Here is a 12,950-nt window from a genome sequence, read left to right as displayed (position 1 = left end):
CCCCGATAGCGGTGTATCAGTCACCGGATGTATCAACTGAAAGACTGCTATCGGGGGCAAGCCCCCTCCCACATTTTTGACCCAGTCCGGCCGGCAGAAGGTGTAGTTATCAGGCTTGTGTCAGGGTTTTTACTGCACGTTCGAAGCGATCCAGGCCTTCGTTGATGTCCGCTTCTTCCACCACCAGGCTCGGCGCGAAACGCACCACGTCCGGACCGGCTTGCAGGATCATCAGGTTTTCTTTCTCGGCCGCGTTGAACACGTCCTTGGCCTTGCCTTTAAACGCATCGCTCAATACGCAACCGATCAGCAGGCCCATGCCACGCACTTCGGTGAAGATGCCGTACTGCTTGCCGATCTGTTCCAGGCGCGCCTTGAACTGGCTGTGTTTGGCGTTGACGCCGGCCAGCACCTCAGGGGTGTTGATCACGTCGATGACCGCTTCGGCCACCGCACACGCCAGCGGGTTACCGCCGTAAGTGGTGCCGTGGGTGCCGACCACCAGGTGCTTGGCCAGGTCTTCGCGGGTGAGCATCGCCGCGATCGGGAAACCGCCGCCCAGGCTCTTGGCGCTGGTGAGGATGTCCGGCGTCACACCGTAGTGCTGGTAGGCAAACAGGTGGCCGCTACGGCCCATGCCGGTCTGCACTTCGTCGAACACCAGCAGCGCATTGTTGGCGTCGCACAGTTCGCGGGCGCCTTGCAGGTAAGCCAACTCGGCCGGCAGTACGCCGCCTTCGCCCTGGATCGGTTCGAGCACCACGGCGCAGGTCTTGTCCGACACGGCGGCTTTCAGCGCAGCCAAGTCGTTATAAGGAACGTGGGTGATGCCGGTGATTTTAGGACCGAAGCCATCGGAGTACTTCGACTGACCACCAACGTTGACGGTGAACAAGGTACGGCCGTGGAAGCTGTTCAGCGCGGCAATGATCTCGTACTTCTCGGTACCGAAACGGTCGAACGCCACGCGACGGGCCAGCTTGAACGCGGCCTCGTTGGCTTCGGCGCCGGAGTTACAGAAGAACACGCGCTCGGCAAAGGTGGCGTCGATCAGCTTATGGGCCAGGCGCAGGGCCGGCTCATTGGTGAACACGTTGGAGACATGCCACAGCTTGTTGGCCTGTTCGGTCAACGCACCGACCAGCGCCGGGTGGGCGTGGCCCAACACGTTGACCGCGATGCCGCCGGCAAAGTCGATCAGCTCGCGACCCGCCTGGTCCCACACACGGGAGCCTGCGCCACGCACGGGGATGAATGCGGCAGGTGCGTAGTTGGGAACCATGACCTGGTCGAAATCGGCACGTTGCACCGGGGCTTGCTCAACGGACATCGGAGTCTCCTGAAGAGGAACGCCTGCCTGGAACTGGCGGGCGATGCAGGGATTGTAAGGACAGTTTTCAGAGCGGCCTTGCCGCCAAGCGACAACTTCTTATAGCGCCAACCCGCGTTTTCAGCGGGTTTACGCCAATGCGACAAATAGCGTCGCAAAGGCGCAGTTTAAACCGTGCGCAGGCCTCGTGGGCAGGGGATGACAGGATCTTCGCAAATCTGCCCCAGCGCGCTGCGCTAACTGTCTACCGCCCAACGACAAGCCCGCGCTGTTTTGCTGAGCCTCCTCAAAATCCATCAAGGAACGGCCCATGGCGCAGCATCCTGAAACCCAGACACCACACCTCGACATTCTCCGCGACGCTATCCCTCCTTGGTTGGGCACGGCCAGTGCCGCCAAGCGCGTGGCGTTGAAAGCCTGCACGCCGTTGATTGCCGACTGGTATACCCGTGCAACCGAGTCGCAACATGCACAGCTCAAAGAACTCAACGCCGCCGCCTGGACCGCGCAGAACCTCGTGGACAAGGCTCTGGCGGCACTGAAAAGCCCGGAGCAGTTCGGCGCCGAACGCCTGCACGCGGCACTCAAGGACGAGTTCGGCATCGACACTGATGTGCGCACCACCTACCTGCAACTGTACGTACCGTTGACCGTCGTCGGTTTTACCGTCAAGCAGGGCGCGGCCAGAACCTGGTCGGTCTCACTGCTGGAAGCGGCGCTGCACAACTTCGAAGCCGACGAGACCTACGCGCAGCACTCGGGCTTCAGCACGCAACCCACGGCCACAGGGCAGTTCAGCCCCCTGCCCGACCTCGACGCGAAGATCAGCGTCGCGCAATTCACCCAGCTCTGCCGGCGCCTGGACATCGGCGGCCAATACCAACGCTACCTGGACGAGTACCTCGACCTGGGCAACCCCGTGGCGCGCAACGCCCTGGAGCACTGGCTCAAACAAAGCCACTTGGGCGCGCTGAAATTCGCTCTGTACATGGCCTTGCTCAAGGACGAGCTGCCCGCCGCCAGCCACACCGCGGTACTCAATCTGATCGAAAACGGCGACGCCACGCACAACGGCTGCCCACCGCTGACGGCCCATGATTTATTCATCATGGATTGTCGCCTCACTGGCGTGGTGCTGTTCGCTCCGGATCTGGAGAACAGCCGCGATGCAGTCCCGCTGATCGCCTATATCCCCGACGATCCGCAACACCCGATCAAACACTACCCCAGCAGTGCCGCGTTCATGCAGAGCCTGGTCGCCCGGCTGCGCTCGAAGGACTTTCAAGGGTTCTTCAGCCGTTTTGTCCGCCATGAAGACGCTGCGGTGTTCTTCGCCAACCTCAATCAACGCCTCAACCAAGTCACCTGGCATGCGCATAAACAGGGCGATCCACTGCCCAGTTGGCGTGACACCCCGACCCAGAGCCCCCAGCTGCAATTTCGCAGCCTCAGGATCAACGGTGACCTCTTCGCGCATCTATTCCAGATGCACCTGAGCAAGCTGCTGGCAGACGCGCAGAGCCGCGCGGTCTCCACCGCCAAGGTCGACCAGAACGCACGTTGGGAACGCTGGGAATTCCTGAAGAAAATCGGCGATACCCTGCTGCAGATCGTTGCCTTCGTGGCACTGCCGTTCGTGCCGCCGCTGGGCGCACTGATGCTGGCGTATACCGCCTATCAGGTGCTCGACGAGGCCTTCGAAGGCATCATCGACTGGGCTGAGGGCCTGCGACATGAAGCCCTGGGCCATGCTTTGGGCCTGCTGGAGCAGATGGTCCAACTGGGCCTGTTCGCCACCGGATTGCCCATCATCGAAGGACTGGTGCGCGAAGCATTGCCCGCGCAGCTGCTGGCCTTCATCGAGCGCTTGCAACCGGTCAAACGGCCCAACAGTCAGCGCCGTCTGTGGCAACCCGACCTCAGCCCCTATCGACAGGAGGTGACACTGCCCGCCGAGGCACGCCCGGACGCGCAAGGCCTGCACCTGCACGCAGACAAAAACATCCTTAGCCTCAATGGCGAGCGCTATCACGTGCAGAAAGACGCCGACCGCTATTTCATCCAGCACCCCACGCGACCTTCGGCTTACCGTCCGGCCGTGATGACCAATGGACAGGGCGCCTGGGTCACCGAGCTGGAAAACCCCTTGAGCTGGGATAGCACTACGCTGATGCGCCGCCTCGGTTACCAGACCGATTCATTGAGCGACGCGCAATTAGCGCAGGTCCGCGACAGCAGCGCTACCCATGACAACACGTTGCGCAAAACGCACAGCACCCAGCAGCCGCCACCACCGCTACTGGCCGACACCCTCAAGCGCTTCAAGATTGACCAGCAGTTGCAGGAGTTTGTGACACAGATGAACAGCGACGACCCGGCGATCTACGCCAAGGCAGATCCGCAGACCCAATTGCAGTTGCTGATCAGCTATGGCCTGTGGCCCTCCGGCAAGACCTTGCGGGTGGTGGATGCCAGCGGCAACACCCTGTGGGAGTTCCTCGGAGAATCCGGGGCCAGCACTGTGCAGGTACTTGAGGAGCAATTGCGCAACGGCGACCTGCTGCCCACCCTGATCGACAGCCTGAATGAGCCGGAGCGCAAGGAACTACTGGAAGAAGAATTCGGGCTGCCTCCCGCCTCCAGCCGCACCCGCGCAGCCGCTTTGCGCAAGAAACTTGCGCGTATTGCCCAGGACAAGCGCTTCTCACTGTTCGACTCACGCTACCGCGGCCAGGACCGCACCAGCGACCCACGTGTGCAAAAGCTCATCGACAGTGCCTCGCGCCCCGGCCTGCCGACGCCGGTTGCCGAGGAGTTACTGGCCGGTGCCAGTGGCGAGGAGCTCAAGTCGATCGACGCTGGCAACGTACCGACGCGCCTGACCGAACTGGCCGAATGGTCGTTGCATGAAGTGCGCACCACACGCGCCTATGAAGGCCTGTATCTGGACGCTGTGGAAAATCCGGACACTTGCCGGCTGGCGCTGCATTCGCTGGAAAACCTCAATGGCTGGCCCGAGTGGATTCGTCTGGAACTGCGCCAATACCGCGCTGACGGCGAGTTGCTCGACGCCATCGGGCCTACTTACGCGCCGACCAAACGTACGCTGGTGGCCACACCGGACGGCCAATTCATCCCCGAGAACGGCCAGACCGCACTGTTTGGCAGCACCGACTTCTTCACCGCCGTCCTGCAGGCCCTGCCTGACAGTGCACGCAATGCGCTGCAACTTCATATCGGCCAGGGCCCACGCCTCAAGCAGGCGATCGGCGATGCCCCGGTGGATCGCCCTACCTTGCGCGACATATTAAAGAGCGACCCGCACAACAAACCCAGCTACGACCCCAATGTCATGCGTTTGCGCGGCGGCATGGACGGTTACCCGCCAGCCATTCCCGAGGTGCCGGGACCCAGCCGCGGCCCCTCGCTCGAACAACAGCTGCAGACGCTGCGCCCGCAACTGTCGCGTGCAAGAATCCGCGACATGATCGCCGCCCTGCAAAATACCCCCGGCGGTGCACAACTGGCCTTAACCCGGTTGCGCAACGAATACATCCAACTGGACCTGAACCTGGTGGTCTGGGAATCCCAGACACCCCGTGTACACCCCACAACCGGCGCTACGCTGAGCGCGCTCCAATATGAATACCTGCGGCGCGACCGCAATTTGTTTGCCCACCAACTACGGCGAGCCTGGCGCCAGGAAACCGAGCTCGATAACTTCTATGAGCCGCCAGCCATCAACGGTCATATCCTGCGACTGTCAGCCCCCCTGCTGGGTGAGTTGCCCACGTTGAGTGCACGCTTCGAACATGTCTCTCACCTGGAATTGCAGGGTGCGCACCAACGCATGGAAATCGACGGATTCCTGCAGCTTTTTCCAAGCTTGCGTCGGCTGAACATCCGCAATCTTGCCGTGGACGAACTGCCGCCCAGCCTGGCCTCGATGAACACGCTCAACGAATTGATCCTGAGCAGCTGCAACATCCGCCTCACCGAGCAAAGCCATGCGGTCATCAACAACATGACGCGCCTGTTGACCCTTGACCTGTACAACAACCCCCTGACGCTGACTCCCAATGTGGAACAGATGCCGCAGTTGCAATACCTGGACCTGGCCAACACCGACATCGAGCAACTGCCCGAAGGATTGCTGAGTCGCAGCCACCTGACGCTGGCGATGCTGTCCAATAACAGGATCAGCGAGTTGCCTGCCGCCCTGTTCGATTTGCCCGTCGACATCACTCGGCATTTCGACCTGTCCAACAACCCGTTGTCCGAGCCGACACTGGAGCGCGTCAAAGCCTACTTCCAGCGTACCCAACACTACTTGGAAGCGATCCCGGCCAGGGTCGACGCGGAGCAGGCCAAAAGACTGTTCCCCTCGTTCAACGGTGACCAAATCAACCGCTTCATTTTTGGCCTGCCAGGGGACCTGGCAGCCGGTCGCGTCGAGATGAGTCGGCTGGAGAACGAATTTCCCACTATTCGTCAGGATTGCCTTGGCTGGGCCAACGACAGCAGCGTCACCGCCGAGGAACAGGCCCTGCGCCACCGATTCATCGTTGCCCTTGAGGCAGGCTGGCGACGCGATATCACCTCGGGCGATGTCAACTTCGGGCTGCCGATGCTCAGCTACGAATTCAGCCTTTTCCTCCCGGTGAGCGGCGATTTGCCCGCCCTGCGCACCTCGTTCAATCATGTGTCCGTGCTCGCCTTAAAGGGCTTGGGCTCACCGTTGGGCCTGGATGCGTTCCTGCGCAGTTTCCCGGCGCTGACTGCGCTGCATATCGAAAACTATGCACTGAGTGAACTGCCGCGACTCGGCCACCTGCCAAACCTGTCGTACCTGGTGCTGGACCGCTGCACGCTGCAATTGTCGCCATCCGCGCAGCAAGCCTTGCAGGGCATGCGTGAACTCAAGCACCTGAACCTCGATAACAACCCGCTGGCGCGACTGCCGGATTTCAACCAGCTGCCCAACCTGGTCAGCCTGTCACTGCGTAACACTGGCTTGAGCGAACTGCCGCGCTCGCTGATTCAGCCGGCGGTATTGCGTGCCCGCGTGGACTTGAGCCAGAACGCTTTGCGCGAGCTGCCTGATGAGGCCTTCGAACTGCCGCGGGCGGCCAGCAACGCATTCGACCTGTCGGCCAACCCGCTGTCGCCCTCGACCTTGCACGCGATCAAGCGCTATTGCCAAGCCAAGGGCGAACACTGGAATGCCAGCATTCCCGATGCACAATTGCAGCGCATCAACGCGCTCTACCCCAGCCTCACGGAGCGAGACACCAAGCGCATCTTTTTTGAGCTACCCGGCGAACTGGAGGACGCCGACGCGCAAATCAGCCGCCTGAGTGCCGAATACGAGCGGCTCGACAGCGACCTGGAGGAATGGGTACTCAACGTCCCCGCCATGGACCAGCTGGCCAACCCCCTGCTGATCGAAAATGCCCGCGCCGAGGAGCAGGTGCGTCGCCTGGCATTCAAGGAATTGATACTGCGCTGCTGGCGCAGAGAAACCGATCTGGATGAAAACGAATGGCCCGCCCGAAACACTCACAAGCTGATTTTCAACGGCCAGCTTTCCGGAGATCTGCCAGCCCTGAATGCGCGCCTGGAACATGTGACGCTGATGGAACTGACGGGCGACAAGCGCCATGTTCGCGTAGGCGAATTCCTGCAGGCGTTCCCAAACCTGACTGCGCTGACAGTGGAGCAGCACGCCCTGCAGCGGATTCCCGACCGAGTGTTCGAACTCAAGCAATTGCGCCTGCTCAAGCTCAGCAATAACCAGATCCGCCTGACGCCGAACAGCATCGAGCAACTGTCGCGCCTGACGGAGCTCACTTACTTGGATCTGAGCGACAACACCCTCACCCAAGCGCCGGACCTGCGCAACATGACGCGACTGACGATGGTGTACCTCCACAACTGCAGGCTGCGCGACATACCCACGGGGATCTTCAGCCTACCGCGCCTGCGGGCCGTAGACCTGAGCGACAACCTGATCGAGCACTTGCCGGACGACCTGCTGGGAATGCCACTGCCGCTCGACGATGACTCGGATGTGAGCGGCAACCCCCTGTCTCCCGAAAGCCTGACGATCTTGCGTACCTATTACCGGCAGACGGGTTATGAGTTGGGCGTGGAGGAAGCGACATACGACGAAAACATGGAGGACATAACCCCGCCCGGCACACCGGAACCCATGGAGGAGTGAGACAGTCGCGTACCTGTTCGGGACAACCCGGTTTCAGCCGCGTTCGGACGGCACCGATGACAACTCGAACGGGCTGCTGCTGCGCCGTTGATTGCGGTCTTCACGCGGGGTGGCGCCGAAGAAGTTACGGTAGGCACTGGAGAAGTGTGGCCCCGAGGAGAAGCCGCAGGACAGGCCGATCTGGATGATCGACTTGCTGGTTTGCATCAGCATTTGGCGGGCCTTGTTCAGACGCAGCTCCAGGTAATACTGGCTGGGGACGCGGTTGAGGTACTGCTTGAAGATCCGCTCCAGTTGGCGTCGCGACACACAGACGTGCTGGGCAATTTCGTCAGTGGTCAGCGGTTCTTCGATATTGGCTTCCATCAGCAACACTGCCTGGGTCAGCTTAGGATGGCTGGAACCCAGGCGGTTTTGCAGGGGAATCCGCTGGCGTTCGCCGCCTTCGCGGATGCGTTCCACCACCAGTTCTTCGGAGACTGCACCCGCCAGTTCGGCGCCGTGGTCACGGGCCAGTACCGCCAGCAGCAAGTCGAGTACCGACATGCCACCGCAGGCGCTCAGGCGATCACGGTCCCAGTCGAACAGGTGGCTGGTGGCGATAACCTTGGGAAAACGTTCGGCGAAGTCATCCTGCCAGCGCCAGTGCACGGCAGCGCGATAACCGTCGAGCAGACCGAGTTGGGCCAACGGGTACACGCCGGCCGACAAACCACCGATCACACACCCGGCCCGCACCAATTGCTTGAGGGCCGTGCTCAGTTGCGAGGCAATAACCGTTGGCGGCTCGTCGGCCAGCAGAAACAGTTTCTGAAAGCCTTCGAGCTTGCCGGCCCATGGTTCGCCCGGCAATTGCCAGGCGCCTTCGGTGGCAGGCTCCGCGAGCAAAAACGACAGCTCGTAAACCACATCCGGATGCACCCGCTGAGCAACGCGTAAGGCCTCCTCAGCCAGCGCAAGCGTGAGTGCCTTTGTGCTGGGCCAAATCAGGAAACCAATTTTATGGGCGGTCATGGAGTGCTATCCGAAGCCTGTAACAGTAATGAAGACAAGGGCCAATGCTAGCCCGTAAACCAACACAAAGCTTAAAAACGATAAAGATCCAACTGTAGAACCCCAATGTAGAGATCCATGTGGGAGGAATTATTTCAAGCTGCCGGACAGGAACTGCTGCAACCGCTCGGACTGCGGGTTCACCAGCACTTCCCGCGGGTTGCCGCGTTCTTCAACAATCCCTTTGTGCAGGAACACCAACTGGTTCGACACTTCGCGGGCAAAGCCCATTTCGTGGGTGACCACCACCATGGTGCGGCCTTCCAGGGCCAAGTCCTGCATCACCTTGAGCACTTCGCCGACCAGTTCCGGGTCCAGCGCCGAAGTCGGTTCGTCAAACAGCATCACCTCAGGTTCCATCGCCAAGGCACGGGCAATCGCCACACGCTGCTGCTCGCCGCCGGACATATGGCCAGGGAACGCATCCTTACGATGGCCCACGCCGACTTTAGCCAGATAGTGCTCGGCCTTTTCACGGGCATCTTTCTTCGACATGCCCAACACGTGCACCGGGGCTTCCATCACGTTTTCAAGCGCGGTCATATGCGACCACAGGTTGAAATGCTGGAACACCATGGACAGGCGCGAACGCATGCGTTGCAGCTGCTTGGGATCAGCGGCCTTCAGGGCGCCGTCCTTGTTGGCCACCAGTTTCAGCTCTTCGTTATTGAGCAGAATCTTGCCGGCGTGGGGTTGCTCCAGCAGGTTGATGCAGCGCAAAAAGGTACTTTTGCCCGAACCACTGGAACCGATGATGCTGATCACATCACCGGCCGCAGCGGCCAGGGAAACGCCTTTGAGCACTTCATGACTGCCATAGCGTTTATGCAGGTCTTGGACTTCAAGTTTGTACATGCGGTCGGTTCTCACAAAAACAGGTGGTCAGTCGTTGAGCAAGCGCCCGTGTCGCAGCGCGTCGCGCCCCGCCACCTTGGCCAGCCAGAAACCCGCTTGGGCATAACGTAGCCGTTCAACGGCAAACAACACCCCCGACGTACCGGCGCAGATAATGCTCACGCGGTCTTGCAGGGGGTCAATCACTTCAAAAATCGGTTCGCCGGCGTCCACCCAGTCTCCGGCTTTGCGCAGGTAACTGATCACCCCGGCGTGGGGCGCGAAGAGCAACTCGGTGCCTTCAAACGGCATGCCTTCGCACGCTTCGTGCTGCGCAGCCGGCCATTCGCCGTTGATCAGGCCTTGCTCGGCAAGGAATGCGAGGATGCCCTCGGCGTGAAAGATTGCTTCATCACGCCCGGTGTCGGCTTGACCGCCCAGTTCCAACGTCGTCGCGAGGCACGCCAACGGGATCTGAGCGTCCGGAAACATCCGGGACAAGCGCAACCATGGCAGCGAGCAGGCTTCATCAAACGAGCTGCCACCGGAATCCTCCGCCAACAAGCCGACCTTCACATTCAGATGCGCCGACAGCGAACGCCACTGGGCCCAGTGCTGGGGCAGCGCGTACATATGCAGCGCGGCTTCGGCGTCGCAATGCAGGTCGAGGACGATATCAGCGGTGCACGCGTGGCTCAGCAAGACGCGCTGCATGCCTTGCAACTGGCTGCTCGGCTCGGGCAAGTCGCTGAGCGCATCGCTCATGGCCTGACGGATCAGGCGCACATTGGCATGGGGATCATCCCCCAGCTTGCCTTGAAGCAATGCGGCAACCGGTTCGCTCAACTCGACGAAATCGCGGTTGAAATTCTTGCCACTGCCTACTTCGAAACGCCCCTGGTGGCTGCCTTGCAACAACTGGCCCAGGCCCATCGGATTGGCCACCGGCACCAGCTCAATCACACCGTTGAGGGCGCCTTGCTGTTCCAGTTCTGTCAGACGTTTTTTCAGTTCCCAGGCGGCGCGCATGCCGGGCAGTTCATCGGCGTGCAGGCTGGCCTGGATATAGGCCTTGCGCTCGCCGCTGCCGAAACGGAACACGCTCAGTTGGCGCTCGCAGCCCAGGTGGCCCCAGGGCAACAGGTGGTCGATACGTTCCATATCAGTGCTTCCGTGGAGCCAGGTAGCTCAGCCAGCGGCGCTCGGCCAACTTGAACAGGCGCACCAGGATAAAGGTCAGGCACAGGTAGAAGACGCCAGCGGTGATATAGGCTTCAAACGGCAAGTAGAACTGGGCGTTCACCGTGCGTGCGGCGCCGGTGATGTCGATCAGGGTGACGATGGAGGCCAGGCTCGTGGTCTGGAGCATCATGATCACTTCGTTGCTGTACTGCGGCAGCGCACGGCGCAAGGCCGACGGCAGCAGGATGCGGCGGTACAGCTTATAGCGCGACATGCCCATCGCCTTGGCCGCTTCGATCTCGCCATTGGGCGTGGCCTTGAGGCTACCGGCAATGATCTCGGCGGTGTAGGCGCTGGTGTTGATCGCAAAGGCCAGGCACGCACAGAACGTGGCGCTGGACAGCAGGGGCCACATAAAGCTTTCGCGCACCGCTTCGAATTGCGCCAGACCGTAGTAGATCAGGAACAGTTGCACCAGCATCGGCGTGCCGCGGATCACGTACGTGTAGAGCCAGGCCACACCGTTCACGACAGGCTGCTTGGACACACGCATCAACCCCAGGGGCAAGGCGGCGAGCAGGCCGAAAAACAGCGAGATGGCGAGCAATTTCAGGGTAGTCAGCAGGCCGCCAAGGTACAGCGGCATGGCCTCCCAGATGACGTTGTAGTCGAAGATCATAGATCAGCCGCCCTTACGCCTACCGAGTAGCGCTTCTCAAGATAGCGCAGCGCCAGCAACGATACGCTGGTGATCACCAGGTACATCGCCGCCACTGCGAGGAAGAAGGTAAAAGGCTCGCGGGTGGCATCTGCCGCCTGCTTGGCCTTGAACATCATGTCTTGCAGGCCTACCACCGAGATCAGCGCGGTGGCCTTGGTGAGTACCAGCCAGTTGTTGGTGAAACCAGGGATCGCCAGCCGAATCATCTGCGGCACCATCACCCGGAAAAACACTTGGAAACTGCTCATGCCATATGCAAGGCCGGCTTCGGCCTGTCCCTTGGGGATGGCCATGAAGGCGCCACGGAAAGTTTCCGAAAGGTAGGCGCCAAAGATGAACCCCAGAGTGCCGATACCGGCGGCCAAAGGGTTCAAGTCGATATAGTCGTCGTAGCCGAGCATCGGCGCGACGCGGTTGAGCAGGTCCTGGCCGCCGTAGAAAATCAGCAGGATCAGCACAAGGTCAGGGATCCCGCGGATCACCGTGGAGTACAAGTCACCCAGCCAGGCCAACCAGCGCACCGGCGACAGGCGTAACGCGACCCCGATCAGACCCAGAACAATGGCCAAGGCCATGGACGACAAGGCGAGCTGAAGCGTCAACCATGCGCCATCGAGGATGACGGCCCCGTAGCCTTTCAACATGATTCAGGTCCTCGAAAAGGGGGATGAAAAAATGGCGCAAACCGCAGGAATTCTGTTGCTTGCGCCATTTAGGACAGACCGCTGCGACGTTTTACTGGGCTTCTGGGCCGTAAATGTCGAAGTTGAAGTACTTTTTCTCGATTTCTTTGTATTTGCCGTTGGCACGGATCGCAGCGATAGCAGCGTTGATGCGGTCCAGGTTTTCCTTGTCGCCTTTACGTACCGCGATGCCTATGCCGTCGCCGAAGTATTTGGCGTCAGTGAAGGATGGGCCAACGAACGCGTAGCCTTTACCAGCGTCGGTCTTCAGGAAACCGTCTTCCAACAGGGTGGCGTCGGCCACGGTACCGTCGAGGCGGCCAGCGGCCACATCCAGGTAGATTTCGTTCTGGGTGCTGTAACCCTTGATGTCAGCGCCTTTTGGAGCCAGGACTTCACGAGCGAAGCGGTCGTGGATCGAACCACGTTGCACGCCGATCTTCTTGCCTTTCAATTCATCCAGACTGTCGCTGACAGCGGTGCCTTCCTTCATCACCAGGCGTGCTGGGGACAGGTAGTAGCGATTAGTGAAATCAACGGACTTCTTGCGGTCTTCAGTGATGGACATGGACGACAGGATGGCGTCGATCTTGCGCACTTTGAGCGCAGGGATCAGGCCGTCGAACTCTTGCTCGACCCACGTACATTTGACCTTCATCTCTTCGCACAGGGCGTTGCCGATGTCGTAGTCAAAACCAACGATGTTGCCATCCGGCGCCTTCGAGGCAAACGGAGGGTAAGCCGCTTCGATACCAATTTTCAGAGGCTTGCCTTCAGCGAAGGCCTGCATGGACAGCACGGACAGCGCCAGGGCGCCCAACAGCACGAGTTTCTTCATCTTGGGACTCCATCGGTATAGGGCAAAACAGCAGTATGAGCCATGGCCCACGATGCGGCGAAGGTGAAACCGAATAGCGGTGCTGC

8 protein-coding genes are annotated in these 12,950 nt (G+C 60.5%); 1 reads left to right on the top strand and 7 read right to left on the bottom strand.

The features are described 5' to 3' along the window. Positions 1-109 precede the first annotated feature (109 nt). Positions 110-1,330 (bottom strand): aspartate aminotransferase family protein, encoded by a 1,221-nt coding sequence (locus ACVWXD_RS02270; protein ID WP_401384124.1) that lies wholly within the window; start codon positions 1,328-1,330, stop codon positions 110-112. 310 nt (positions 1,331-1,640) lie between these two features. Here ACVWXD_RS02270 and ACVWXD_RS02265 point away from each other — a divergent pair, with 310 nt between their 5' ends. Next, entirely contained in the window at positions 1,641-7,553 is a 5,913-nt protein-coding gene (locus ACVWXD_RS02265) for a dermonecrotic toxin domain-containing protein (protein WP_457370637.1), read from the top strand. Positions 7,554-7,586: 33 nt separating this feature from the next. Here the strand turns inward: ACVWXD_RS02265 and ACVWXD_RS02260 are convergent, their stop codons facing one another. From ACVWXD_RS02260 to ACVWXD_RS02235, 6 genes are all read right to left on the bottom strand, one after another. Continuing rightward, positions 7,587-8,567, bottom strand: a complete 981-nt coding sequence (locus ACVWXD_RS02260) for a GlxA family transcriptional regulator (protein WP_095185706.1) — start codon at positions 8,565-8,567, stop codon at positions 7,587-7,589. Between the two features lie 129 nt (positions 8,568-8,696). Then, positions 8,697-9,461 (bottom strand): ABC transporter ATP-binding protein, encoded by a 765-nt coding sequence (locus ACVWXD_RS02255; RefSeq protein ID WP_032886749.1) that lies wholly within the window; start codon positions 9,459-9,461, stop codon positions 8,697-8,699. Positions 9,462-9,488: 27 nt separating this feature from the next. Beyond that, a complete protein-coding gene (locus ACVWXD_RS02250) occupies positions 9,489-10,601 on the bottom strand; it encodes a succinylglutamate desuccinylase/aspartoacylase family protein (protein WP_457370636.1) in 1,113 nt (370 codons plus the stop codon). A gap of 1 nt (position 10,602) precedes the next feature. Next, positions 10,603-11,301: an ABC transporter permease gene (locus ACVWXD_RS02245; protein ID WP_032886747.1), complete on the bottom strand. Its 699-nt coding sequence runs from the start codon at positions 11,299-11,301 to the stop codon at positions 10,603-10,605. Then, complete coding sequence (locus ACVWXD_RS02240; protein WP_032886746.1) at positions 11,298-11,987, bottom strand: ABC transporter permease; 690 nt, start codon at positions 11,985-11,987, stop codon at positions 11,298-11,300. Before ACVWXD_RS02240 ends, ACVWXD_RS02245 begins: the two co-directional genes overlap by 4 nt. Positions 11,988-12,078: 91 nt before the next feature. Next, positions 12,079-12,864: an ABC transporter substrate-binding protein gene (locus tag ACVWXD_RS02235; protein WP_032886745.1), complete on the bottom strand. Its 786-nt coding sequence runs from the start codon at positions 12,862-12,864 to the stop codon at positions 12,079-12,081. Positions 12,865-12,950: the final 86 nt, after the last annotated feature.

Source organism: Pseudomonas sp. TE3911, assembly GCF_054062775.1.
The sequence above is the reverse complement of the archived record's forward strand: the minus strand, read 5'-3'. Positions and strand labels throughout refer to the sequence as shown.